The organism is Mariniflexile sp. HNIBRBA6329 (assembly GCF_043558645.1).
Classification (GTDB): Bacteria; Bacteroidota; Bacteroidia; order Flavobacteriales; family Flavobacteriaceae; genus Mariniflexile.
On sequence record NZ_JBIFXS010000019.1, the window covers coordinates 1 to 24,876 of the forward strand.

A 24,876-nucleotide genomic window follows, 5' to 3' on the forward strand; every position below is an offset into this window, starting at 1 on the left:
TCGGTACCGTTAGTACATACTGCACTAGAATCGGAGTTCAAGTCAATTTGCGCTAAAGAGTTACAATCAAACACAGGCGCTTGGTTATCTGTAACCACAACTAATTGTTGACAAGTTGCACTGTTATTTGAAGCATCCTTTACCGTCCACGTTACAGTTGTCGTTCCCACTGGAAATACTGAAGGCGCATCATTTGTAATTGAGGTAGCGGAGCAATCATCATTAGTTGTTGGCGTACCTAAATTTACATTAGAAGCCGTACATAGACCATTATCAATAAATACATTTACGGTTGGTGGGCATGTAATAGTTGGAGGTGTATCTATAATGTTAACCGTTTGATTTACCACAGCAACATTACAAGAAGCAAGTGCATCAGGATCTGTAATTGTTAAACTTACATTATAATTTCCTGCAGTTGCGTATGTATGAGAAGGGTTTTGAGAAGTCACAACCGGACTTCCATCACCAAAATTCCATTGATAAGTAGTGTTAGGGCCTCCATTAGATGTTCCTGTAAAATCAACAGCTAAATTACATGTTCCTCCGGCTCCAGGGTTTGTGGCCATTAACGCACCGCTTACACCTTCTACAAAAACTATTTCAATATCAGAGTTAACAGTTACAAAGGTTTGTGTACATGAATTACTTAAAGGCACCGTAACCGCAATGTTGAATATATAAGTGCCAGGTTGAGACACCGTAACAGTAGGGTCTTGAACCGTAGCACTTGGAGAAAACGTAACAGTTGATCCAGAAGGTTTGGTTTTTACTGTCCAAAGATACGTAGGTGTACCTTGTACAAAACCATTCAGTTCTAAGTCAATTAAGGTTGGACCATGGCACACTTCATTATCTGTTCCTGTAATAACACCAAAATCAGGGTCTAATTGTATCGTACCTCCTGCAGCAATAACTTCGCTAAAAATTATACAAACATTACCACCTCCTGTACAAGCTGAGTATTCGACTGAACCAATGTTAATTCTTTTATTGTTATTACAAGGTCCATTGGTAGATAATGCACCATTACCATTGCTCGTTCCTAAATTAGTAGTATTCTCAATAACTATAGCTGTATTTGCTGCAAGCGTAAGGGTTGCGTTTGCAGTCCATATAATTTGGCCGCCATCTTCTATTATTAATCTGTTGATACTAGAAGGAATCGTAACATTACTGCTTATGTATATATCTATGCCATTAGGTATAATTACAGTGCCATCACATGTAGCAGCATTCGCCGTAACAAAACTTGCCAATTGTGCACCAGTCATGTTGTTAGGTACAGTACATTGAGCATTAATATCGGTAATACCAAAAAACAGAAAAATAACAAGATACAAACAGTATTTTATTTGTCGTTTTGTTTTTAATAAATAGTTATTAGTAATTGTTTTCATAAGCCAAAAAAATTGGTTAACATAAGTTTTGTATTATTATTGGGCACAGATTTAATAGTATTTATTTACTAAATTCTTATAATCTAATTTTTTATTTAAGTAATGAGGGAGTTATGCTGCTACTAGCACAGAAACTTAAAGTTGAGAAATTAGACTTGGGATCACTTTTTCTTTGTTTATACATACAAAAAAACATACAAAGTGATCTTATTAAAAAAAAAAATGTTAAAACCCACCAAAAAAACGATTAAGCGTAATCCAACAACAGTTAATCGGTTTTATGTGAATTTTCGACGATTCATACTTGTTTTGTTTTTGTTTTAATTTTCATGTAATAAATTAATAAGACCTTTCTTATATTTGATAATTGTTTATTAAAACATAATCACAGCAAATAAAATGAATTATATCGATAAAAACAACATTTTATCGATAATATTTACACTTAATCGAAATATATGAAAAAACTAACTTTAGTGAGACATGCAAAATCTTCGTGGGAACATAATGTTATAGACCATGAAAGACCGTTAAATGAAAGAGGTTTTATAGATGCTCAAAACCTATCGACATATTTAAGAATGAGCGATTTAAAAATAGACGCTGTTATGTCCAGTGATGCCACTAGGGCTAAAACTACGGCTGGTATTTTTTTAGATAACCTTAAAATAGATGCTTCATTAATGCAACTAAACCATGATTTGTATGATTTTTCAGGAAACAATCTTACAAGTGTTATAAAGGCGTGTAGCGATAAAGTAAATAATTTAATGGTTTTTGGACACAATCATGCTATAACTGCTTTTGTGAATACTTTTGGCAGTAAATTTATAGATAATGTACCAACATGTGGCGTTGTAACTATTGAATTTGATATTGATAATTGGAACGATTTAAACAAAGGAAAAACCATAAATACCTTATTTCCAAGAGATTTTAAAAAATAGGGTTTTCTATTTAATAAAAATCTAACCATTATTTGTGTTAACAATATGTAAAGACCTGTTTTAACATTATATTTAAAGCAAATTATTTAGCACGAATAGAATATATTTGTAGAAGCATTCCCATTATTAACATTAAGCATGACAAAACCAGAAATCCATTCAAACAGTTATATAAACAGAGAAATAAGTTGGTTGCAATTCAATGCTAGGGTTTTACAAGAAGCTTCAGATGAAAGAGTTCCGTTAATTGAAAGGTTGCGTTTTTTAGGAATATTCTCAAACAATTTAGATGAGTTTTTTAAAGTTAGATATGCTACCGTAAAAAGAATTGTAGATGCAGGTAAAGGAGGCAAAAGTGAATTGGGAGGTATTAAAGCCGATGAATTACTAGATATTATTACTCAAATAGTAATTAAACAGCAAACAGAAAGCTTAGAGGTTTTAGATTGTATCCACAAAAGACTTGAAGAAGAAAATATTTATGTAATAGATGAAAATCAAATAGATAGTTCTCAACACGATTTTATAAAAAAATATTTCATAAAAAAAGTAAGTCCTGCTTTAGTTACCATTATTTTAAACGATTTGGTGGTATTGCCCAACTTAAAGGACAGTGCTGCTTATTTAGCGGTAAAAATGATAATGTCTGATAACAAAAAGCAATATGCACTTATTGAAATACCTAAATCCATCAACCGTTTTATAGAACTTCCTAAACAAGGAGACAAAAGTTTTATAATTATGATTGACGATTTGTTACGCCATTGTTTAGGATATATCTTCAATATTTTTGATTACAAAACGGTTTCTGCCCATATGATCAAAATAACCCGCGATGGCGAACTGGATTTTGAAAGTGATTTAAGTAAAAGCTTCATTGAAAAAATATCCGATAGTGTAAAACATCGTCAAATAGGAGATCCGGTACGTTTTGTTTTCGATAAAACCATTGATAAGGATACCTTGGAATTTTTAATGTCCAAAATGGGAATTGATGATACCGATAGTATCATACCCGGTGGACGCTATCATAACAGGCGTGATTATATGGGCTTCCCAAGCTTGGGGAGAACAGATTTACTTTACGATAAAATTGAGGTACTGCCCATAAAAGGCCTTAGTTTAGAGTCTAGTATTTTTGATGCTATAAAGAAGAAAGATTATCTGCTTCATGCACCTTATCAAACCTTCTCTTATATCGTTAAGTTTTTAAGAGAAGCAGCTTTAGATCCAAGTGTAAAAAACATAAGAATTACAATTTACCGTCTAGCTGAAATTTCGCATATTGCCAGTTCACTTATAAATGCCGCCATTAATGGAAAATCGGTAACAGTATCTATAGAACTTCAGGCCCGATTTGATGAGCAAGCAAATATTGATTATGCACAACAAATGGAAGAAGAAGGCATTAATTTGGTTTTTGGTGTTAAAGGGTTGAAAGTACATAGTAAAATGTGTGTTATTGAGCGTGAAGAAGGCAAAAAACTAAAACGATATGGCTTTATAAGTACGGGGAATTTTAACGAATCTACAGCTAAAATCTATACCGATTACACCCTTTTTACTTCAGATCAGCGCATTTTAAAAGATGTTATCAAAATTTTTAATTTCTTTGAAACCAACTATAAAATATTCAGATATAAACATTTAATAACATCTCCTCATTATACCAAAAAGGCAATTTTTAAATTAATCGATGCCGAAATTCAGAATGTAAAAGATGGAAAAGAAGGGCTTATTCGATTAAAAATGAACAGTATTTCAAGCTACAATATGGTTGATAAACTTTATGAAGCGAGTAATGCTGGGGTTAAAATCCAAATGATTGTAAGAGGTATTTGTTGTTTAATTCCAGGTGTTCCTGGAATGAGTGAAAACATTGAAGTTATTAGCGTTATTGATAAGTTTTTAGAACATTCCAGAGTTTATATTTTTGGCAATAATGGAAACCATAAAGTATATATTTCATCAGCAGATTGGATGACCCGAAATATTGAGAATAGAGTAGAAGTAAGTTGCCCAATTTATGATGAAGGTGTAAAACATGAAATTATGGAAACCTTCGATATTTGTTGGAGCGATAATGTAAAAGCCCGTATATTAAGTGCTTCACAAGAAAATGAATATAAAATAGATGATAATGAAAAAGTAAGATCTCAATTTGCTACTTATAGTTATTATTTAAAAAAATTAGAAAATTAGTATGCTTTCAATTAAAAAATATGCAGCTATCGATATAGGTTCCAATGCCGTTAGGTTGCTCATTTCAAATATTATAGAACAAAAAGGGAAACCGGTTCAATTTAAAAAGAACTCGTTGGTGCGCGTACCTATTCGTTTGGGTGCCGATGTGTTTGTTAATAATAGAATTTCCAAGGATAATACACAGCGTCTGGTTGATACCATGTTGGCGTTTAAACTTTTAATGAAATCGCATAAAGTAGTTAAGTATAAAGCCTGTGCCACTTCGGCTATGCGGGAATCGGCAAATGGAAAACAAGTTGTGGACTTAATTTTGAAAAATTCTGAAATTAGTATTGATGTTATTGGAGGAGAAGAAGAAGCTGCCATTATTGCTGCAACAGATTTAAACTCATATATAGACCCGAGTAAAACCTATTTATATGTAGATGTAGGAGGTGGAAGTACCGAATTTACTGTTATACATGAAGGGCAGCAAATGGCTTCAAAATCGTTTAAAATAGGTACGGTTCGCTTGTTAAATGATATGGTTTCTAAAGAAGCGTGGCAAGAATTGGAACAATGGATAAAATTGCACACTGCAGAGTTTGACAAAATATCTGTTTTAGGTTCTGGTGGAAACATCAATAAAATATTTAAAATATCGGGAAAAGCAATGGGTAAACCTTTAACGTACTTCTATTTAACATCGTATTATCAAATGCTTCAAAGTTATTCGTACGAAGAACGTATTACCGAATTGGACTTAAATCAAGATAGGGCAGACGTTATCATTCCTGCTATGCGCATTTACCTATCTTCCATGAAGTGGAGTGGTGCTAAAAACATATATGTACCAAAAATTGGTTTAGCAGATGGTATCATAAAAAGTATTTACTATCAAACGGTTTCGAGCAATACACAGTAAAATTTTGCACTTCACCTTTTAAAATTGTTCCATTGCAGTTTTATAGTATATATTCGTACACGATAAGTTATTAGAATTTATATAACCCAAACCTATTTTAATTATGAAAAAAATATTACTATTATTACTACTTGGTGTTTCATTTTGTGGATTCTCTCAAGATGTAAAGTATGGTGTAAGAGGTGGTTACAATATTTCAAATTTAGATTTTGAAGATACGCCTATAATGGAAAACAAGCACAGAAACAGTTTTTATATTGGTTTTTTTGCTGACATTGGGTTGTCTAAAGCAGTTTCTTTAGCACCCGAATTACAATTTTCTGCCGAAGGGGCAAAAGTAGAAGTATGGCATTTAGATTATATTCAAGCGCCTATATTTTTTAAATTCAGATTGAGCGAAAAATTTCGTTTTGGCCTTGGTCCGCAGGTAGGATTGAAAGTGCATAAAGTAGATGATGGTGCTAGAAATATGGCATACTCTGGAGTTGCCGGATTAGAATACAAATTATCATACGCGCTATTTGCCGACGTTAGATATACTTATGGATTGGTTGATGTTTTTGATGAAGATTTAGCTATTTCCGCTAAAAATACAAACATTCAATTAGGTATAGGTTATAAATTTTAACCGTGTATAGTCTCAGATTTTCCTAGATTAGACATGATTTTAGCTTCATATTCAAGAAGTTGTTGCCATTTGGTTTCAACTTCTTTTTTTTCGCCATACTTACGTGCAAACCCTAAAAACATGGTGTAATGGTTGGCTTCACTTACCATAAGGTTTCTATAAAAGGTAGCCAATTCTTTGTCTTTTAATTCTTCTGAAAGTAATCTAAAACGTTCGCAACTTCTAGCTTCAATTAATGCCGCATAAAGTAATCTGTGTACCAACTGAGTGGTTCTGCTTCCGCCTTTAGGGAAAAACTTAAGGAGTTCAATAACATAATCGTCGCGTCTGTCCCTACCTAAAACCCAACCGCGTTCTAAAATTTTGTCGTGCACCATTTTAAAATGGCTAATTTCCTCTTTTACCAAAGCAGTCATTTCTTGTACTAATTCGGTATACTCTGGAAAGCTTACAATTAACGAAATGGCAGTACTGGTTGCTTTTTGCTCGCAAAAGGCATGGTCTGTTAATATTTCCTCTATATTTTTTTCAACAATATTAACCCATCGTGGGTCTGTTGGTAATTTAAGTCCTAGCATAATTAATATTTTTCATTTTTTTTATACTATAATTTCCTTTATCATCAATTTTGATATCATAATATAAAACGTTTTCCGATTTTGGAAAAATAAAACCTCCCACTAAATACACGTAATTTTTTTCTAATAAATCTTCGTTAACCCAAACCTTATTATTTATAGCTTTATGTAAACTATCTTTAATGGTTTTATCTTGTTCCAAGAAGAAATTGGCATCTAACTTTTTGTTAAAAATCAATACATCATCCTTTTTAATTTTTACTTCAGAAATCCAATCTCTAAAATTATCTATCTGCGTAAGTGTTGCATCCACTTTATATTGAAACTTAACCGACCTATTCATGTCTGTATATGTTTTAATACTAATTGAAAAACCATTACTTAAAAGCGTATCTGTTGTTACTTCAGCATATTCTTTTGGAATGTATTCTTCAATTTCAAGCGTGCCCAAAGTGTCTTTGAATTTTTCAACCGATTCTTTTAAGCTATCACTCTTTGTTTTTCCACCATTACAACTTATAAAAGCTGAAACAATTAACAAAATACAAATTAACTTATTCATATATAATAGTTTATATGTCTAAATCAAAAGTTTTTCTTAAAGTGTCAATATTGGGATTTTTCTCTTTAAGTTTTTCGAATTTCTCAAGTGTGGTGTAAGCGTATTGCTTTTCCAATTCTTCATTTACGGTAATGGACAAGCTAATATCAAAGTTGTTTAAAGTTTTGCGTATGTAAAGCATAAGGTCGTACTGGTTACGCTCTAATTCTACTTTATTGGTGGCATTGGGGTATTCTAAATGAATTTCTGTGCCTTTAACTTTGGGCGTGTCTATTGATAAGATAGACGCCAAATTATGTTTCCCTTCATTTTGAAGTATCTCAATAAATTCGTTCCAAGCTTTAATCAATTCTGCTTCGGTAAAAGGTTCTTTAGGTAAGTTTTCTTCATCCACAACCACATCCATCTGTTTGATAAGATGTTCTTTTTTAACCTTTAAACTTTTTAATGAAAGGCCGGAAGCTCGTTTTGTATCAATTTTTAAATCGACCTTAGGAGGTTCGTTAAGTTGAAACTTATTTGCTGTATCGGAAGTAGGTTTTATAGAAACTGTTTTGGTTTCTGAAACGGTTGATTGATTTTCAACTTTATTAGGAACAGAAACAGGCATAGGTGTAATACCTTTCTTTTTAAAGAACGAAGGTGGAATTATGTAATGTCTACTATTTTTTTTTTCTCCATCAAAAGTGATAGAGGCAAGTTGCATAAGGCATAATTCAATGAGCAAGCGTTGGTTTTTGCTGCTTTTGTATTTGAGATCGCAATCGTTGGCCAGATTAATACCTTGAAGTAAAAACTGTTGCGATGCTTTTTGCGATTGTTCTAGGTATTTCTTTTTGGTTTCTTCGCCAACCTCCAATAACTCGATGGTTTCTGGTGTTTTGCTCACCAACAAATCTCTAAAATGAGATGCTAAACCAGCAATGTAATGATGCGCATCAAATCCTTTTGAAAGGGTGTTATTGAATTGAAGTAGTAAGTCTGGTATTTTATTTTCTAAAATAAGGGCGGTACTTTCAAAATAGGTTTCGTAATCTAATACATTCAAATTTTCGGTAACGGCTTGTCTTGTTAAATTTTTACCAGAAAAACTAACCACACGGTCGAAAATAGATAAGGCATCACGCATAGCACCATCTGCTTTTTGTGCTATAATGTGCAAAGCATCGTCTTCCGCTTTAATGCCTTGTTCTTCTGCAATGTATTTTAAATACTCCTTTGCATCGGTAACTGTGATACGTTTAAAGTCAAATATTTGACAACGCGACAGGATGGTTGGAATAATTTTATGTTTTTCAGTGGTTGCAAGAATGAAAATACAGTGCTTTGGTGGTTCTTCCAATGTTTTAAGAAACGCATTAAAAGCCGCTTGCGATAGCATGTGTACTTCATCAATAATATACACTTTATATTTACCAATTTGAGGCGGAATTCGAACTTGGTCCGTTAAACTTCTAATATCATCTACCGAGTTGTTTGAAGCCGCATCGAGCTCAAAAATGTTGAAAGCAAAATCTTCATCGCCCGTTTCATTACCATCACTGTTAATCATTTTAGCCAAAATACGGGCGCAGGTTGTTTTACCAACACCACGAGGTCCTGTAAACAAAAGGGCTTGTGCTAAATGATTGTTTTCAATGGCATTAAGTAGCGTGTTTGTAATAGCCTGCTGACCCACAACGTCTTTAAACGTTTGTGGACGGTATTTTCTAGCAGATACTACAAAGTGTTCCATGGAAATTCTTAAAGTAACAAAGTTAAAAAATGAATTTAGAATTCAGAATTTAGAATTCAGAATTTAATAGGAGTTATTAACAATAAGAACTATGCTTGAGGTGACATCAGATTATGAGTAATTTTAGATAATTGAAATCTTATTAGCGTCGTTTTTTCTTTCCGCTATACTTCACCTTATTTTTTCGTTGATTAAAAGGAATGGCATCATCAAACGTATGTTTTGCATCACCGCTTGGTTTGTTTTTGCGCCATTTGTCGTTTTCTGGTAATAGCACATTCAATAAATCTTGACGACCTAATTTATTTAAGGTTTTACGTATCCAATCTTTATTTTCGTTTTTATACCAAAAGAAAAAACGATGTTGTTCATCTTTTTCTTTTGGTGTTTTGGGCGTATTTACTTTTTTAAGCGTGTAGGGGTGGTAACCACTATAGTAAATAACCGTAGCTACCGTCATAGGTGTTGGTGTAAACCCTTGAACCTGCTCTAACTGAAATCCCATATCTTTGGTTTCAGCGGCAAGATTCGCCATATCTTCCGCTTCACAGGCAGGGTGATTCGATATAAAATAAGGAATCAACTGCAAGTTTAAACCTTTTTTGATATTAATCTTATCAAAACGTTCTTTAAACTTATGGAAATAAGAAAATGAGGGTTTCCGCATCAACTTCAAAACAGGATCACTGGTATGCTCTGGTGCTACTTTTAACCTACCAGAAATATGCTTTGTCATCACCTCTTCGGTATAATCATCCAACTCTCTTGGGTTGGCATTTTTATTGAATTCCGGCACTAACATATCATGACGAATACCACTTCCAATAAACGATTTCTTAATTTTCGGGTGACTATCAACCGCACGATATAATTCGGTTAAAGGTTTGTGCGATGTATCAAGGTTGCTACAAATAACAGGAGAAATACATGAAGGCGCTACACACTTATCGCATATAGACTGTATTTTTCCTTTCATTTTATACATGTTTGCACTTGGTCCACCAATATCGCTTAAATAACCTTTGAAATCGGGCATATTTGCTACGGTGTCCACTTCGCGCAATACAGATTCCTGACTACGAGATGCAATAAATTTACCCTGATGCGCTGAAATTGTGCAAAAACTACAGCCACCAAAACACCCACGATGGATGTTGATGGAAAACTTAATCATTTCATAAGCAGGAATGGGTCCGCGTTTATTATATTTTGGGTGAGGTAATCTCGTGTAAGGTAAATCGAAGGAAGCATCAATTTCATCTTCGGTCATGGTTGGGTATGGAGGATTGATCATCAAAGTCTTAGTTCCAACTTTTTGAAAAATACGTCTTGCAGCCAGTTTGTTGCTCTCTTGCTCTATGGTTTTAAAGTTAGAAGCATATGCTTTTTTGTCTTTCAAACATTTTTCGTGGGAAACAATTTCTACATCCTCCCAATTACTATTTTTTGGTATATCTTCTTCTTTGTCCAACAAAATAGCGGTTTGTAGTACCGTATTTATATTCTTAAAAGGCACACCTTTTTGTAACAATCGCACCACTTCGCGTAAAGGCTGTTCGCCCATGCCATATACCAACATATCTGCCTTCGAACTCTCTAAAATAGTAGGCATCAGCTTATCGCTCCAATAATCATAATGGGTTACACGACGCAGCGATGCTTCAATACCTCCAATTAAAATAGGCACATCGGGCCATTTTTCTTTTAAAATGTTCGAATACACCGTAGTGGCATAATCGGGTCTAAAACCAATATCACCGTTGGGGGTGTAGGCATCTTTATCACGCTTCTTTTTACTTGCTGTATAGTTGCTTATCATAGGGTCCATACAGCCACCGGTAACACCAAAAAACAATTTTGGTGCACCCAACTTTACAAAATCCTGAAGATTATCGTTTACATTGGGTTGTGGCACAATGGCAACACGCAAGCCATAACTTTCTAAAATACGCCCAATAACGGCGGGCCCAAACGATGGGTGGTCTACATAGGCATCGCCACTAAACAATATAACGTCTAGTGCATCCCAACCACGTATTTTAACCTCTTTGTTTGTGGTAGGCAACCAATCTGAAAGTTTTAATTCCTGCATAATAGTGCAAAAATAGACAAAAATAGGTTCTAAAGCATGATATAGTACTCTGAATAATATAACGATATTGAAATATGAAAAGTTCAATAATTATTATAGTTTTATATGCTGTTAATAGTTGAGTAAATTGATAATTATGAAAAAGATATTTTTAGTTTTAATTTTGATTGCATTTAGTAATAACACTTTTGGGCAATCATCTCAACATTCAACTAAAGAATTGGGAAGATTATTTCCAACAAAAAAAGTCGTATCTCGTTATCACAATAACTGGACACAAACATATTACCCAAAACGTATTGCAGAGTTTAAAAAGGAACCTTTGGAGTTTGGAGAAATTGTGTTTATTGGTAATAGTATTACAGAAGGAGGGCTCGATTGGAGTGAAAAATTCAGTGTAGGACATATTCGTAACAGAGGAATTGCCGGAGATGTTACTGACGGTGTATTGAAACGCTTAAATGAAATTACCTATTTTAAACCAAAAGCTGTATTGATTTTAATTGGTATTAATGATCTGTTTAGTCTTAATAACGAAGAAGATAACCCCGCGCTAACTTATGATAAAGTCGTTCCAACACCCGAATATGTTGGGCAAAACATATTGAAAATCGCAAAAATAATTCATCGTAAATCGCCACTCACTAAGATTTATGTGCGTACACTTTTGCCTACTCGAAGAGCGTATATGAAAGAAGATATTCTTATAGTAAATAAAATTATTAAAAAAAATGAGTTTAAAGGCTATTATGAGGTAATTGATCTCTATGCAGAATTTGTTGATTCAAAAGGTGAATTGATAAAGGATTTGACCAAAGATGGTGTTCATTTGAATGATAAAGGATATGAGACATGGGTTAATTTTGAGAAACCAATAATTGAAGGATTGCAAAAAGCCCATAATTAGCTGACAAAAAATAAAATCCTTTATAATATAAAACTTTATTAATTTTTTTATTTGTTGGAAATTGCTTGTTAAGTGTTGTACTTTTGCGGTAAGTAAATCGCCTTATCGCTGTTCCGATTTATTGGGATGGAGGAAAGTCCGAACACCGTAGTGCAACATAGTGGTTAATAGCCACCAGCCGTGAGGTTAGGAATAGTGCAACAGAAAGTATGTACAGGTAATGCTGTAGTGAAACCGTGTAAACTCTATGTGGTGCAATGCCATGTATACCAACGTTTGAGGGCGGCACGCTCGATTGTTGGAGGGTAGGCAGCTAAAGTGTTTTGGTAACAACACACTTAGATAAATGATAAGGGCTTTTTCTTTTTTGGAAGAAGTACAGAATTCGGCTTATAGATTTACTTGAACATAAATAGGCCCTTCTTTTAAATTAAAGAAGGGCTTATTCTTTATATAAAAATAAATTGGTTGGTTATTTAGGTGCGTATGCTAAATCTGGACGCATTTTTCCTGAATATTCTTCAAAACGGGAAGCGTGGCTCATAACCTTATTAAAAATCTCCCAACTGTCTGGACCTAAAAGCGCTTCGTTTTCTTTTGATTTGGTGGCGCCATCTATTTCATCTTTTGATGATACGGCTACTAAATAATAATCTTCGGAGGTACCAAAACCATTTCTATAAATACGGTAGTGTTCTTTAGATTTTTTTGCTACATAAAGGTCTTTTACAGCTTTCATGCCTTCACGTACCTTAGCTGCATTTTCGGGTTTAAAATAGATATAAAACCATTTGCGGTAGTCTTGTCCTTCTTGAGTCATGCTAATGCCTTCGGGCATATAGGTTAAATCTTCTACTAAATGGATGATATAGCTACCGTGTGAATCGTAACATTTATCAAATTCCTGAAACATTTTTTTCCAATCATCGCCCATTTTTTTTGCCATGTCTGTAAATGGGTCTTTGTCTAAATCTGCCATTTTTTCGATAGGGGAAATGTATAAATATTTCAAATCGTTAGTATTTGCAACTGCCCAACTTGTTTCGGGGTTGTGTTGTTTACAGGCATCTGTAAATTCCTTGGCTACTTTTTCGTATTGCATAATCATAGAAGGGTTTACATTGTCTTGATGTACCCAAAACGATTTTTGTGCATGCGATACATTGATGCATAGGCACAAAATAAATGCTAGTAAAAATGTTGTTTTAATTGTTTTCATAATTATATGGTTTGGTTAATAAATAGCTTGTAGTTATTCAGAAGGTATTTCCTCGGCCATTTTAGCTGCTTCTATTTCAGAAATGGCTGTATTTACACCATATGTATCATAATAAGCGTACTCTTTAACAATTTTACCATCAATAAATTGAGCTGTTAGATGAACTGGGATACTAATTTCTTGATTATTAGCTTTTAAAGTACCTTTCCAGTTCCCCCAATAATTCACCCAAGTTTCATCGTCTTTGTCAATTACCATTTCAGAAAACGATCCTTTTTCTTCAAAACCGTATGAGGAAAAATAAGCGAGCATACTATTAAAACTTTCAATTCGCTCATCTGCACTTACTCCTTTTTTGGAATTGGCATACACTTTTGCTGTATCGGCAAAATTAGATTTCCATTTGTCCCAATCCTGGGCTTCGTAAGCTTTAATACCCGATTTTAGGGTTTCAATTTCTGCAGAATCGAAAAAATAGCGTTGTTTTTCTTTTTGACAAGCTGTAATAAAGCATACAGCAAATAATACTAAAAAAAGTTTTTTCATTGGTTTATGGTTTTTAAAGATTAGTAATTCACATTAAACCATAAAAAAAGTAACAAGAAAAAGATATACTTTTTTTGTTGAGAGTAAAGTATGTATAGAGTCTGGGACTCTTAAGGAGAAATCTAATTTACTGAAAAAAAAGTAATTACGTTCGGTTTTTTTTGAATTTTAATTGTTTTCAAAAAAACTAAACATATTGCCACCATAGCTTTTTGAATAGCTAAAGTTGTTTAAATTAGAAAGATCGGTGTGTTTGGAATGTTCTACAATTAGCAAACCATCTTCCAATAATAAATTATTTTGAAAGACTAATTCTGGGATTTTTGAAAATTCCTCGATTGAAAAATTATAAGGAGGATCGGCAAAAATGATGTTTGCCTGTAATGTTGCCTTTTCTAAATAAGTAAAAACATCGCTTTTAATAGTTTGAATGGGCATTTTAAATTCGGAAGCTGTTTTGTTTATAAACTTAATGCAACCAAAATCTTGATCGACACAGGTAATTTGTTCGGTGCCTCTTGATGCAAATTCGTAACTAATATTGCCTGTTCCCGCAAAAAGATCTAACACAATCAATTCATCAAAATAAAAGTTGTTATTTAAAATGTTGAATAGCGACTCCTTAGCCATATCGGTAGTGGGGCGTACGGGTAAGTTTTTGGGTGCTACAATTTTTCTGCTTTTGTAAATTCCTGAAATAATGCGCATTAAAAACTTTTTATTAAAGTGAAATTTGAATGATTGAATTTTGGTGTTTCAACGTATTTAAACGATTCGTTTCTGTTCCCAAAATTAACATTTCGTATGTATTTATAAGCTATGGAGTATAAAGCATCATCTTTTGATACATCACCTACAAAAACCAAGTTGAATGTTTCTGGGTTCAGGTTTAGTTGCTCGGTAGTAAACAATATGTAATAAATGAAATCTTCGGGCGAGTTGTATTCAAACGTGTTGTAAAGTATCAGTTTTGCGTTATCAACTATAATGGTTTCAAATCGGTTTTTACTGATATTTACATATACTTTTGGTGTGCTTGTATTTTTTTCAATATGTAGAATTTCTTCTATTAAAACGGTAGAAATGTGCTTGAATGTAAATGCTCCAAATTGGTCGTAAATAAAGTTGTTGATATTTATGTAGGGTACATATACATTTACGCTATCGTTTATAACAATATCATCATAAGCTATAAAATCGGATACTAGAATTTTGGAATTGAACTTTAAATAATCGGCAATACAATCTTCGTTAAATAAAGATTTGGGTACGAGTGTAGAAAGTTCGTTATCGTGAATGATAGTAATGGCACTATATGAATTTTGGGTAACGTTTTCCGTATTAAAAAGATGTTTTAAAGCATCTAAAACTTCTAAAGGATTTAATTTCTTCTCAAAATCAATTTCCTTTAAGGCGACAATAGTATTAGTATCTCTTTGTAGGATACAAAAAGAAAGTCCACTCAAACTTATTTGAATGGACAATTCTATATTAGTTAGTTTGTTAGAAGTTTTATTCGTTTGAGCCATAAGTTTTTGGCCAGTTTCCATTGGTGTTTACTTCGGTCATAGAACCTACTTTTAAAGCATCTCCATTAACGCCATCAACAGATACAACTTGGTTTTCTTGAATTATCATATCTCTATCTTGATCAAATAAAATAACCTCTTTTTTAACAGATGCCTCAAATACAGGAATATTCAAATCATTTTGTTTTATAAAACCTGCTTGTAATTGAAACTTTTCTCCTTCTTTTCCAACAGGAACATTCATCATGGTTTTATAACGTGTTGAATTTTTAAATAATGAATCTTTTACAGGAACATAACCTAAAGTGTCAACTATTACAATGTCTTTATAAGTTTCAACGCCACCAAAACGTCTTGTAGCTTCAACATCTAAAACTTGCGCATCTCTGCGTTGAATGATGGTGTATTTTCCTGTTTCAACAAATTTCACCAATTCATCAAAATTGTCTGTAAACTTACCATTTACTTGTTTGTATGCTAATTGAGAGTCTCTAATATCTATTAAATTCTTAATTACTTTTGCGTAGCGTCTATTCTTTTCTTGGTTAAATAAAATTGGTGTATAAATAGACATGTAAGTTTGGTAGCCCAAAAACGCAATCAAAGCCCATAGCGCTATTTGTAACACAGGCTTGAATTTAGAAGGTATGTATTTATCAACTAACTTAACCAAGCCAATTGTAAGCAGTATAGCTGCAACAGCAATAAGAATAAATTTCAACATAATCGTTTTTTAATTTAAATAGTTTGTTAAAGGTCTTTCGCAAATCTACAATTTTTTTTTAATCGTAAAAATCTATTATAGGTAAAAATCATTTCTATCTTTGAATAATTTAAAATTTGTAAGTATTAATGACTTCATCCGAATTTTATTCCCTTATAAAACAGCAGTTTCCGTTTCAGCCAACCACAAAACAAAATATTGTTTTACAACAACTATCAGAATTTATATTTAGTAAAGCCCCAAATGCGCTTTATGTGCTAAAAGGTTACGCAGGTACAGGGAAAACTACCATTGTAGGCACCATAGTTAATAATTTATGGAAAGCCAAAAAGAGTTCTGTATTAATGGCTCCAACAGGTAGGGCCGCTAAAGTAATTTCTAATTATTCGGGAAAAGAAGCGTTTACCATCCATAAAAAAATTTATTTTCCTAAAAAAGAAAAGGGTGGAGGCGTCTCATTTGTGTTGCAACCCAACAAACATAAAAACACTATTTTTATAGTAGATGAAGCTTCTATGATACCCGATACCCCAGGAGATTCTAAATTATTTGAAAATGGTTCTCTTTTGGACGATTTACTGCAATATGTATATTCTGGTCATCAATGCAAACTCCTTTTAATAGGTGATACAGCGCAATTACCACCGGTAAAATTAGATTTAAGTCCCGCTTTAGATGAAAATTCTTTGGCTTTAAATTACAACAAAGAAGTTACCCGTATGGAATTGGATGAAGTGGTAAGGCAAGAACAAGACTCTGGAATTCTGGTTAACGCTACCGTACTTCGTGAAGCTTTATCCAACGGTTTTAATGATGCTTTTAAATTTGATTTGGCTCATTATACAGATATTGTTAGATTAATTGATGGCCATGAAATTATGGACGCTATAAACGATTCGTATAGTGCTTTAGGAAATGAGGAAACCGCAATTATTGTCCGAAGTAACAAACGTGCCAATTTATATAACCAACAAATTAGAAATAGAATTCTTTTTAATGAAAGTGAATTATCTTCGGGTGATTATTTAATGGTAGTAAAGAATAATTATTTTTGGATTAAACCAACTACCGAAGCTGGATTTATAGCCAATGGCGATATTATTGAAGTACTTGAAATTTTCAGTATTACAGAACTTTATGGATTTCGCTTTGCGGAAGTTAAAATACGCATGGTAGATTATCCTAAAATGCCACCTTTTGAAACCGTTTTGTTGTTAGATACCATAGAATCTGAAACACCATCATTGTCTTATGAAGATTCAAATAAATTGTATCAAGAAGTGATGAAAGATTTTGAAAGCGAAACCAGTAACTATAAAAAATTCTTAAAAGTAAAAGCAAGCAAACATTTTAATGCGTTGCAGGTTAAGTTTTCGTATGCCATAACCTGTCATAAATCGCAAGGTGGACAATGGAACACCGTTTTTGTAGAGCAGCCTTATTTGCCAAATGGTATTGATAAAGAATATTTACGTTGGCTTTATACTGCGGTTACCAGAGCCAAAGAAAAATTGTATCTTATTGGCTTTAAAGACGAGTTTTTTGAGGAATAGATTTTTCATAAATTTAGAGCATGACATTTGAAACTATTATTAGTATTTGTCTTGCTGTTGGTTTAGCTGCATCCGTTGGTTTTTGGGTATTTTTGCCTATTTAGGCTGTCATATTGGTTTTTGTTATATTTTTTGTAATTTTTAAGTTGCACAAAAAGTTTACATCCCATAAAATAAAAACCACTAATATTTATTCTATTTTTGACACAGAATTTAGAGAAGATGAAAATAATTTCAATGATTCCTGCACGTTATAGCGCATCGCGTTTCCCAGGAAAACTTATGAAAGATTTAGGAGGAAAAACAGTTATTCTTCGTACTTACGAAGCTACTGTAAACACCAATTTGTTTGATGATGTTATAGTAGTAACCGATAGTGACATTATTTATAATGAAATTGTAAATAATGGAGGAAAAGCAATGATGAGTATAAAAGAGCATCAATGTGGAAGTGATAGAATTGCAGAAGCCATTGAGTTTTTAGATATTGATATAGTTATTAACGTACAAGGTGACGAACCATTTACAGATAAAGAATCTTTAGAAAAGTTAATCGCTGTTTTTAAAGACGATCACGATAAAAAGATAGATTTAGCATCGTTGATGGTACATATTACCAATGAAGAGGAAATCAATAATCCCAATACCGTAAAAGTCGTTCTTGATACCTTTGACTTTGCACTTTACTTTTCAAGAAGTCCTATTCCATATCCAAGAGATAAAAATGTACCTGTTAAATATTTTAAACATAAAGGTGTTTATGCCTTTAGAAAAGAAGCTTTGTTAGACTTCTATCGTTTGCCAATGCTAACTTTAGAAGCTTCTGAAAAACTGGAACAATTGCGTTATTTGGAATATGGAAAGCGCATTAAAATGGTAGAAACTTCCACTGAAGGTGTAGAAATAGATACCCCAGAAGATTTGGAACGCGCCAAAAAAATATGGAAATAAATTATAGTAAAATAAAAGTTATAGGCTTTGATGCCGATGATACCCTTTGGGTAAATGAAACCTATTTTCGCGATGCCGAGATTGAGTTTGGTAAACTATTATCAGAATATGAAACCCTAAACAAAATAGACCAAGAGCTTTTTAAAAAGGAAATTGATAATTTGCCTTTATATGGCTATGGCGTAAAAGCTTTTGTGTTGTCTATGGTTGAAAGTGCTTTGGAACAATCCAATCATAATATTTCAACAAAAAGTATCGAAGCTATTTTAAATATAGGTAAAGATATGCTGAACAAACCTGTTGAATTATTGGATGGGGTAGAAGATGTTTTAAAACACTTATCAAAAAAGTACCGATTAATTTTAGCAACTAAAGGCGATTTGCTGGACCAAGAACGTAAACTTGAAAAATCGGGCTTAACAAAGTATTTTCATCACATTGAAGTTTTAAGCGATAAGCAAGAAGCTAATTATTCGAAATTATTGAATCATTTAGATATAAAACCCTCAGAGTTTTTAATGATAGGCAATTCGTTAAAATCGGATGTGCTACCTTTGGTAAATATAAAAGCACATGCCATTCATATCCCTTTTCATACTACTTGGGCACACGAACAAGTTACCGAAAAAGAGACCAATGGCAAAACGTACAGGACTATTAGTAGCTTAAGAGAGCTATTAAAAATATTAAGTTAAAATATCAACCAACTAAACAAGAAAAGTCTAAATAATAGTACTTTTACATCTTGAAAAAGAAAAATATTAATGAGTTATAAAAACTTTCCAATGGTGCCAAGAGTTATTTTTGGCAGAGGTGGTTTCAATCAGTTAAGTGAAATTTTAGCCCCAAAACGCTTAAGTATGAATGCTCCGTTTATTTATATAATAGACGATGTGTTTAAAAATAATTCATGGCTAACTTCTAGAATTCCGCTAGCTTACAGCGATAAAATTATATTTGTTTCTACTAAAGAAGAACCAAAAACATCTCAAGTTGATGACTTGGTTGAAGATATTATCTTAACCACTAAAGAATTGCCTTCTGGAATTATTGGTATTGGAGGTGGATCTGCTTTAGATTTGGCAAAAGCCGTATCTATTATGCTAACCAATGAGGGTGAAGCTAAAGATTATCAAGGTTGGGATTTGGTAAAGCATGCTGCCATCTACCATGTAGGGATTCCAACAATTTCGGGTACAGGGGCAGAGGTTTCCAGAACAACAGTACTTATTGGTCCGGAAAAAAAACTAGGTATTAATTCAGATTTTACGCCTTTTGACCAAGTGATTTTAGATTCTGAACTTACTAAAGATATACCAACAGACCAGTGGTTTTTTACTGGTATGGATTGTTACATTCATTGTATTGAATCGTTAACAGGTACTTACTTAAATGCGTTCAGCCAAACATATGGCAATATGGCATTGGAACTTTGTAAAGAAGTGTTTTTAGAAAATAGCTTAACAGATATAGAATCTCAAGAAAAACTCATGATGGCTTCGTGGCACGGAGGTATGAGTATTGCATATTCCCAAGTAGGCGTTGCACACGCTATGAGTTATCCGTTAGCTTATTTATTGGGAATAAAACATGGGGTTGGTAACTGTATTGTTTTTGACCATTTAGAAGAGTTTTATCCTGAAGGTGTAAAACTTTTTAAAGCGATGAAGAAGAAACATCAAATAGTATTGCCAAAAGGTCTTTGCGCTAATTTAAGAGACGAGGAAATAGATAAAATGATAAGTATTGCTTTAAATTTAGTGCCGCTTTGGGAAAATGCATTGGGTAAAAATTGGAAATCCATAATCACTCCAAAAAAACTAAAGGAACTTTATCTAAAAATGTAATATGCGATGGTTAGCCAAACTTATTTATTTTAAAATATTAGGATGGAAAGTTACTGGCAACACCAACATATCTAAAAACACTGTAAAAAAGGCTGTTATAATTGCCGTGCCCCATACCAGTTGGCACGACTTTTACCTAGCTATTTTATTGCGTTCCGTATTGAACATTAAAGCCAATTTTGTTGGTAAAAAGGAACTCTTCATCTTTCCTTTCGGATATTTTTTTAAAGCTTTAGGAGGCGCTCCCATTAACAGGGCATCTAAAGAAAATAAGGTAGCTGCTATTGCAAAACTTTTTGAAGAAAAGGATGAATTTAGAATAGCTTTGTCTCCTGAAGGCACCAGAAAAAAAGTAAAAGAATGGCGTACAGGGTTTTACTTTATAGCCCAAAAAGCAAACGTTCCCATAATTATGTTTACGCTCGATTTTGAAAATAAGCAAAATAGAATTTCAGAACCGTTTTATCCAACTGAAGACATGGAAGCAGATTTTAAAGTGATGCGTCAATTTTTTGATGGTGTTAAAGGAAAAGTATCTAAATATTCATAGTATGGCATAGAAATTGAATTATATCTATTGTGTTAGAATATGAAACATAAAGTAAACAATCCAATTTGTTCCTAAAAAGAAACATTACTAGCTCACATAAAACAAAAAGCTACTTCCATTTGAAAGTAGCTTTTTTAATACTAATTTAGCCTTATTATTTAACTTCCTCTAAAGCATTATCAATAAGTATTCTTAAATATTGCTTATGTGCTATCGAAGCAATATCTCCAGTAGGTGCTGCCATAGTTCTAATAGTTTTCAAATTATACAAAGCCATAGATTTAGCATTGTTTGAATAGCTAGAACTTTGTTTTCCTGTTAAAATACTAATCAACATATTAGTATACTCTAATTGAAGATTTTGTCTGAACGAATTTACATTTCCATAAATATCAGCTTTAAATATGGCGTTGTTCAAGTCTGTCATAAAAGAGGATAATTTGTATTCATTTCCGTATAATTCTGAATCAGAAATGCGTTGTAAAGTATTATAATGCAAAATATGGTTTAGCACATTTTTTTGATAGGTGAGTACTTGGTTGTGAATTTTTGGATCTTCGGGTGTTTTTGAAAAGTTACTACCCCGGCGTTGCAATGCCAGATAGTTGTATAAATCATTTGGAGCATCAAAGGCATCTGGAGCAAAAACGTATTTGCTTAAAGCAGACATAGCCCTTTTTTGATCTTTAAGGCTAACAGGCGTGTAAGGCTTTGTTCCGCCAATTTGTCCAGCCATGGCTCTATCTACATAAACACCTCCTATAAATCTTGATATTATATTGGCAGCTGTTGCTTTCTGGCCACTTAATAAATAATAAACGCGTCTTAATTCTTGATACGATTCACCATTTTTGATAAACTTATCTTTAATGTTTTTCATTAATTCATCCGACAATTCAATGCGGTCTATTGAATATCTTATTGGATCATTCGATTGGTCAAAAATCATAACACGTGGATCAATAGCTTTTCCTGGAGAACGCATATCATCCGCATCATTGCCAAAAATATGCTCGGGTTTTGTAGATTCGTTTAATAATATTTGTCTATCATTTTCAGTTTCAAATGGAGTATAACCTAGTTGGATTGCCCAAAAATCATAGGGTCCTACGGCAACATTATCATACTGACCTTGTTTATTTCTATCTTTATTAATATTTATTGTCGTATAATCCATAACCGATGCTGTCAAGCATTTACCTTCTATAAAGGCGGCATCGTTTAACTGTTCAGGCGAAAATAACTGACTTCCTTTCATGTTATGGTACAATCCTAAAGTATGTCCAATCTCGTGCATAACCGTAGATGTTAATCCTTCTTTTTGTATCCGTTTCAGTTCCGATTCTGGCGCAGAAAAAGCGATTGCTGAAATTTTTCCAAGCATTATATTTTCATAATTTAATTGACTAATTGAACAATAATTTTGTTCATTATGAGCAGAACTGTAAGGTTCTGAAATAGTATTTAATGATGCTAAATCAAAAACTTTATCATAAAGATTTCTATTAATTATACTTGAGTATTCTAACATGATATCGGCTCCTAAGATCTGTCCAGTTTTTGGATTTACTAGAGATGGGCCATAGCCGCCAAACGCAGGGTCTGGAGATGATGTCCAGCGAAGCACGTTATATTTTATGTCACCCGCATCCCAATCGGCATCATCAGGTTGCACTTTTACAACTAGGGCATTTTTGAATCCTGCTTTTTCAAAAGCAATATTCCACTGTAAAACGGCGTTGGTTATGGTTTCTCGCCATTCAAGTGGTGTAGAGTTTTCTATCCACCAGGTAATAGGTTCAACAGGTTCAGAAATTGCAGCGCTAGGGTCTTTCTTTTTTAAATTCCAACGGTGAATTAAATCTTTATAAGGAATACTATTCGTGGTTGTTTTATCGTCTACTTCTGTTGTAAAATAACCGACTCTTGGGTCGTCGTATCTTGGTTCATAATCGTTTTCAGGCATAGCAATTAAACTATGAAACACTTTAATGCTTACGTTTCTGCCATCAGCAACAGCGTTGGAACCTTTGTTTAAAACAGAAGGCGAGGAGTACACATATTCAACTTCTAAATTGGTATTCTCTTCATAATTTTTAATATCCTGAATTTTGGTTTTTTCCTTGTTTAAACTCCCTAATTTAAAAGATGTAGGAGACTCACCAGGACTAATTGGTTTTTTAATTTGTGTAAAAGTTTCACTTAAAAATAAATCGTCAGCTTTGATTAAATAACGGCCCTCCTTTTTGTCGTGAGCAGCAATAGTAATACTTGCTATGTTACCGTTACTAATATTAGCGTCTTTAGATTTTGAAAGCGGATTTTCCGGATCGAAATAAAATGAAGTGTTTTGCACAATAAACTCAATTTTATCAAAATACTTTTCGATTTTAAAAACATTAGAACCGATGTAGGAGCCTCTAATGATTCTGCCAGCATCCATAACACCATCGGCTATCTGACTGAAATAAATAAACTCTTTATCTATTTGGTTGTCAGAAATAACCATTTGCAACGATCCTGTAATGGTATCTTGGTAAATAGGAAATAAACCGTCAATTTTTTTACTGGATTTTACAAGTTCAGCAATGGTTTTCTCCTTTTTTGCGGGTGGAGCAGGAGCTTCAGTGGTTGCTCCTTTTTTGCTTTTCTTTTTTTTGTTTTGGGCGTCCATACTATTGGTAAATACTAACAGAAATGAAGCTAAAGTGAAGCAAATAAGATTGTTTGCTCTTAGTGTTTTTTGTTTCATAATACGTTATGGAATGTTAACGGGAAGTTATCTTTTTGATTATTTTTAATGAATTAGTCTTGCTAAAAATAATATAAAAGAAATTATTTAATCTAATAATAATGTTAAAACACACAAATACCGAGTGTTAAAAGAGTAGTAAGTTTATAAAATACCAAGGATTTTATCCATCACCCAATTGGCATGAAGTGCTGATTTTCCTGTGGAAGGGTGGATAAAGTTTTCATTTATCAACATATCTCGCATACCTTCAACATGATGTATTTGAATATTTTTTGGGTTTTCAATAAAAAGACTTTCCGCTTTCTGTTTACTTTCTAAGACAATGGAATTTTCATGGAAAATTGAAAACTCGATATGCCCATTGCTTCCATAAATAGTTACTTTATCTAAAGAATCGTGGCAATCAAAATTCCAGCTTCCTGAACCGGTAATGTTGTTTTCGTGTAACCAACATGCGGCTATGGCATCTTTTGCCGTATAGTTGTTTTGTTGGTTTAAGCTGATGCCATGAACTTCTTTTATATCGCCCAATAAAAAATTGAATAAGTCTAAACCGTGGCTCGCCAAATCATCAAAATAACCTGCTGGTGCTATGTTAGCATCGGTACGCCAGTTGTATGTGTCCGATTTGTCTAAATCGCTTGCAGGTTTGCTAAAGTGCCAGTTTATATGTCGAAGTTCGCCAATATAGTTATTGTCTAGCCACTCCTTAATTTTTAAAAACCGAGGTAAAGAGCGTCTGTAATAGGCAACAAATAAAGGAAGCTGTTTTTCTTTAAAAGCATTATAGACTTCTAAACTTTCTGCGTAGTTAGGTGTCATTGGTTTTTCAATGCAGCAAATTTTACCGGATTCGGCTACTTTTAAAGCATAAAATTTATGAGTGTCAGGCGGTGTTGCAATGTAAACAGCATCTACTTCAGTATCATTAATCAAATCATCAGCATTGGTGTAGTATTTTTTAATGTTGTGTCGTTTTGAATAATCTTTTGCTTTTTCTTCGTCACGTCTCATTACCGCTACAAGCTCAAAACCAAGTGTGTTTTTGTATGCAGGTCCGCTTTTAACTTCGGTAACGTTTCCGCATCCAATAATGCCCCATCTCATTAATTTTTTACTACTCATTCTATTTTGATTTAGATAAAAACTCAATTTCAAATTTAGAACAATTTATCTAAATAATTTTTTTTAATAATTAATAAAACCGCTCTTTTAAAAATTTCGTAGGTATTGGATAACAATAA

At 33.1% G+C, this 24,876-nt stretch carries 22 protein-coding genes and 1 other RNA gene; 11 read left to right on the forward strand and 12 right to left on the reverse strand.

Annotation, left to right across the window (positions count from 1 at the left end):
* Positions 1–1,400, reverse strand: a 1,400-nt coding sequence (locus ACGK9U_RS14775) for a PKD domain-containing protein (protein WP_394467264.1), incomplete at its 3' end; no start/stop codon positions are given.
* Positions 1,401–1,858: 458 nt separating this feature from the next.
* Here ACGK9U_RS14775 and ACGK9U_RS14780 point away from each other — a divergent pair.
* From ACGK9U_RS14780 to ACGK9U_RS14795, 4 genes are all read left to right on the forward strand, one after another.
* Positions 1,859–2,347: a SixA phosphatase family protein gene (locus tag ACGK9U_RS14780; protein WP_394467266.1), complete on the forward strand. Its 489-nt coding sequence runs from the start codon at positions 1,859–1,861 to the stop codon at positions 2,345–2,347.
* Positions 2,348–2,485: 138 nt separating this feature from the next.
* Complete coding sequence (gene ppk1 / locus ACGK9U_RS14785; protein WP_394467267.1) at positions 2,486–4,549, forward strand: polyphosphate kinase 1; 2,064 nt, start codon at positions 2,486–2,488, stop codon at positions 4,547–4,549.
* A 1-nt stretch (position 4,550) separates the two neighbouring features.
* Positions 4,551–5,456, forward strand: a complete 906-nt coding sequence (locus tag ACGK9U_RS14790) for a Ppx/GppA phosphatase family protein (RefSeq protein ID WP_394467268.1) — start codon at positions 4,551–4,553, stop codon at positions 5,454–5,456.
* 103 nt (positions 5,457–5,559) lie between these two features.
* Positions 5,560–6,084 (forward strand): porin family protein, encoded by a 525-nt coding sequence (locus ACGK9U_RS14795; protein WP_394467270.1) that lies wholly within the window; start codon positions 5,560–5,562, stop codon positions 6,082–6,084.
* Here the strand turns inward: ACGK9U_RS14795 and ACGK9U_RS14800 are convergent.
* The 4 genes from ACGK9U_RS14800 to ACGK9U_RS14815 form a co-directional block, all read right to left on the reverse strand.
* Entirely contained in the window at positions 6,081–6,662 is a 582-nt protein-coding gene (locus ACGK9U_RS14800) for a tRNA-(ms[2]io[6]A)-hydroxylase (RefSeq protein ID WP_394467271.1), read from the reverse strand. The genes ACGK9U_RS14795 and ACGK9U_RS14800 overlap by 4 nt on opposite strands.
* On the reverse strand, positions 6,649–7,224 hold the full coding sequence (locus ACGK9U_RS14805; protein WP_394467272.1) for a hypothetical protein: 576 nt from the start codon (positions 7,222–7,224) through the stop codon (positions 6,649–6,651). Before ACGK9U_RS14805 ends, ACGK9U_RS14800 begins: the two co-directional genes overlap by 14 nt.
* A gap of 10 nt (positions 7,225–7,234) precedes the next feature.
* Positions 7,235–8,959 (reverse strand): DNA polymerase III subunit gamma/tau, encoded by a 1,725-nt coding sequence (dnaX, locus tag ACGK9U_RS14810; protein ID WP_394467273.1) that lies wholly within the window; start codon positions 8,957–8,959, stop codon positions 7,235–7,237.
* 142 nt (positions 8,960–9,101) lie between these two features.
* Complete coding sequence (locus ACGK9U_RS14815; RefSeq protein ID WP_394467274.1) at positions 9,102–11,051, reverse strand: YgiQ family radical SAM protein; 1,950 nt, start codon at positions 11,049–11,051, stop codon at positions 9,102–9,104.
* Between the two features lie 136 nt (positions 11,052–11,187).
* Between ACGK9U_RS14815 and ACGK9U_RS14820 the strand changes: the two genes are divergently transcribed.
* Positions 11,188–11,958 carry a GDSL-type esterase/lipase family protein gene (locus ACGK9U_RS14820; RefSeq protein WP_394467275.1) on the forward strand — a complete coding sequence of 257 codons (771 nt, stop codon included), beginning with the start codon at positions 11,188–11,190 and terminating at the stop codon, positions 11,956–11,958.
* A gap of 89 nt (positions 11,959–12,047) precedes the next feature.
* Positions 12,048–12,367: RNase P RNA component class A (gene rnpB / locus ACGK9U_RS14825), an RNA gene on the forward strand.
* A gap of 63 nt (positions 12,368–12,430) precedes the next feature.
* On the opposite strand, the gene ACGK9U_RS14830 is transcribed toward rnpB, so the two are convergent.
* The 5 genes from ACGK9U_RS14830 to ACGK9U_RS14850 form a co-directional block, all read right to left on the reverse strand.
* Positions 12,431–13,177 (reverse strand): hypothetical protein, encoded by a 747-nt coding sequence (locus ACGK9U_RS14830; protein ID WP_394467277.1) that lies wholly within the window; start codon positions 13,175–13,177, stop codon positions 12,431–12,433.
* A gap of 33 nt (positions 13,178–13,210) precedes the next feature.
* Entirely contained in the window at positions 13,211–13,723 is a 513-nt protein-coding gene (locus ACGK9U_RS14835) for a nuclear transport factor 2 family protein (RefSeq protein ID WP_394467278.1), read from the reverse strand.
* A gap of 168 nt (positions 13,724–13,891) precedes the next feature.
* Positions 13,892–14,431 (reverse strand): 16S rRNA (guanine(966)-N(2))-methyltransferase RsmD, encoded by a 540-nt coding sequence (gene rsmD / locus ACGK9U_RS14840; protein WP_394467279.1) that lies wholly within the window; start codon positions 14,429–14,431, stop codon positions 13,892–13,894.
* Positions 14,431–15,273, reverse strand: coding sequence for a DUF3822 family protein (locus tag ACGK9U_RS14845; RefSeq protein WP_394467280.1), 843 nt, complete (start codon positions 15,271–15,273; stop codon positions 14,431–14,433). Before ACGK9U_RS14845 ends, rsmD begins: the two co-directional genes overlap by 1 nt.
* A complete protein-coding gene (locus ACGK9U_RS14850) occupies positions 15,236–15,976 on the reverse strand; it encodes a hypothetical protein (protein ID WP_394467281.1) in 741 nt (246 codons plus the stop codon). The genes ACGK9U_RS14845 and ACGK9U_RS14850 overlap by 38 nt, the downstream gene beginning before the upstream one ends.
* A gap of 128 nt (positions 15,977–16,104) precedes the next feature.
* Between ACGK9U_RS14850 and ACGK9U_RS14855 the strand changes: the two genes are divergently transcribed.
* The 5 genes from ACGK9U_RS14855 (at position 16,105) to ACGK9U_RS14875 (ending at position 20,877) form a co-directional block, all read left to right on the forward strand.
* A complete protein-coding gene (locus ACGK9U_RS14855; RefSeq protein ID WP_394467283.1) occupies positions 16,105–17,529 on the forward strand; it encodes an ATP-dependent RecD-like DNA helicase in 1,425 nt (474 codons plus the stop codon).
* A 222-nt stretch (positions 17,530–17,751) separates the two neighbouring features.
* Positions 17,752–18,480 carry a 3-deoxy-manno-octulosonate cytidylyltransferase gene (gene kdsB, locus ACGK9U_RS14860; protein ID WP_394467284.1) on the forward strand — a complete coding sequence of 243 codons (729 nt, stop codon included), beginning with the start codon at positions 17,752–17,754 and terminating at the stop codon, positions 18,478–18,480.
* Positions 18,471–19,175 (forward strand): HAD family hydrolase, encoded by a 705-nt coding sequence (locus tag ACGK9U_RS14865; protein ID WP_394467285.1) that lies wholly within the window; start codon positions 18,471–18,473, stop codon positions 19,173–19,175. The genes kdsB and ACGK9U_RS14865 overlap by 10 nt, the downstream gene beginning before the upstream one ends.
* Positions 19,176–19,244: 69 nt before the next feature.
* The gene (locus tag ACGK9U_RS14870) at positions 19,245–20,327 is read left to right on the forward strand and encodes an iron-containing alcohol dehydrogenase family protein (protein ID WP_394467287.1); all 1,083 of its coding nucleotides are present in this window, start codon (positions 19,245–19,247) and stop codon (positions 20,325–20,327) included.
* 1 nt (position 20,328) lies between these two features.
* Positions 20,329–20,877 carry a 1-acyl-sn-glycerol-3-phosphate acyltransferase gene (locus tag ACGK9U_RS14875; RefSeq protein ID WP_394467288.1) on the forward strand — a complete coding sequence of 183 codons (549 nt, stop codon included), beginning with the start codon at positions 20,329–20,331 and terminating at the stop codon, positions 20,875–20,877.
* Between the two features lie 154 nt (positions 20,878–21,031).
* Here ACGK9U_RS14875 and ACGK9U_RS14880 read toward each other — a convergent pair whose 3' ends face one another.
* Positions 21,032–23,629 (reverse strand): zinc-dependent metalloprotease, encoded by a 2,598-nt coding sequence (locus ACGK9U_RS14880; RefSeq protein ID WP_394467290.1) that lies wholly within the window; start codon positions 23,627–23,629, stop codon positions 21,032–21,034.
* Positions 23,630–23,773: 144 nt separating this feature from the next.
* Positions 23,774–24,757 (reverse strand): Gfo/Idh/MocA family protein, encoded by a 984-nt coding sequence (locus tag ACGK9U_RS14885; protein ID WP_394467292.1) that lies wholly within the window; start codon positions 24,755–24,757, stop codon positions 23,774–23,776.
* Between the last annotated feature and the right edge of the window lie 119 nt (positions 24,758–24,876).

What these genes read in the sequence shown, in the direction of transcription:
- ACGK9U_RS14780 (WP_394467266.1), top strand. Translation starts at nt 1,859, where the DNA reads ATGAAAAAACTAACTTTAGTGAGACATGCAAAATCTTCGTGGGAACAT.
- ppk1 (WP_394467267.1), top strand. Translation starts at nt 2,486, where the DNA reads ATGACAAAACCAGAAATCCATTCAAACAGTTATATAAACAGAGAAATA.
- ACGK9U_RS14790 (WP_394467268.1), top strand. Translation starts at nt 4,551, where the DNA reads ATGCTTTCAATTAAAAAATATGCAGCTATCGATATAGGTTCCAATGCC.
- ACGK9U_RS14795 (WP_394467270.1), top strand. Translation starts at nt 5,560, where the DNA reads ATGAAAAAAATATTACTATTATTACTACTTGGTGTTTCATTTTGTGGA.
- ACGK9U_RS14800 (WP_394467271.1), bottom strand. Translation starts at nt 6,662, where the DNA reads ATGCTAGGACTTAAATTACCAACAGACCCACGATGGGTTAATATTGTT.
- ACGK9U_RS14805 (WP_394467272.1), bottom strand. Translation starts at nt 7,224, where the DNA reads ATGAATAAGTTAATTTGTATTTTGTTAATTGTTTCAGCTTTTATAAGT.
- dnaX (WP_394467273.1), bottom strand. Translation starts at nt 8,959, where the DNA reads ATGGAACACTTTGTAGTATCTGCTAGAAAATACCGTCCACAAACGTTT.
- ACGK9U_RS14815 (WP_394467274.1), bottom strand. Translation starts at nt 11,051, where the DNA reads ATGCAGGAATTAAAACTTTCAGATTGGTTGCCTACCACAAACAAAGAG.
- ACGK9U_RS14820 (WP_394467275.1), top strand. Translation starts at nt 11,188, where the DNA reads ATGAAAAAGATATTTTTAGTTTTAATTTTGATTGCATTTAGTAATAAC.
- ACGK9U_RS14830 (WP_394467277.1), bottom strand. Translation starts at nt 13,177, where the DNA reads ATGAAAACAATTAAAACAACATTTTTACTAGCATTTATTTTGTGCCTA.
- ACGK9U_RS14835 (WP_394467278.1), bottom strand. Translation starts at nt 13,723, where the DNA reads ATGAAAAAACTTTTTTTAGTATTATTTGCTGTATGCTTTATTACAGCT.
- rsmD (WP_394467279.1), bottom strand. Translation starts at nt 14,431, where the DNA reads ATGCGCATTATTTCAGGAATTTACAAAAGCAGAAAAATTGTAGCACCC.
- ACGK9U_RS14845 (WP_394467280.1), bottom strand. Translation starts at nt 15,273, where the DNA reads ATGGAAACTGGCCAAAAACTTATGGCTCAAACGAATAAAACTTCTAAC.
- ACGK9U_RS14850 (WP_394467281.1), bottom strand. Translation starts at nt 15,976, where the DNA reads ATGTTGAAATTTATTCTTATTGCTGTTGCAGCTATACTGCTTACAATT.
- ACGK9U_RS14855 (WP_394467283.1), top strand. Translation starts at nt 16,105, where the DNA reads ATGACTTCATCCGAATTTTATTCCCTTATAAAACAGCAGTTTCCGTTT.
- kdsB (WP_394467284.1), top strand. Translation starts at nt 17,752, where the DNA reads ATGAAAATAATTTCAATGATTCCTGCACGTTATAGCGCATCGCGTTTC.
- ACGK9U_RS14865 (WP_394467285.1), top strand. Translation starts at nt 18,471, where the DNA reads ATGGAAATAAATTATAGTAAAATAAAAGTTATAGGCTTTGATGCCGAT.
- ACGK9U_RS14870 (WP_394467287.1), top strand. Translation starts at nt 19,245, where the DNA reads ATGAGTTATAAAAACTTTCCAATGGTGCCAAGAGTTATTTTTGGCAGA.
- ACGK9U_RS14875 (WP_394467288.1), top strand. Translation starts at nt 20,329, where the DNA reads ATGCGATGGTTAGCCAAACTTATTTATTTTAAAATATTAGGATGGAAA.
- ACGK9U_RS14880 (WP_394467290.1), bottom strand. Translation starts at nt 23,629, where the DNA reads ATGAAACAAAAAACACTAAGAGCAAACAATCTTATTTGCTTCACTTTA.
- ACGK9U_RS14885 (WP_394467292.1), bottom strand. Translation starts at nt 24,757, where the DNA reads ATGAGTAGTAAAAAATTAATGAGATGGGGCATTATTGGATGCGGAAAC.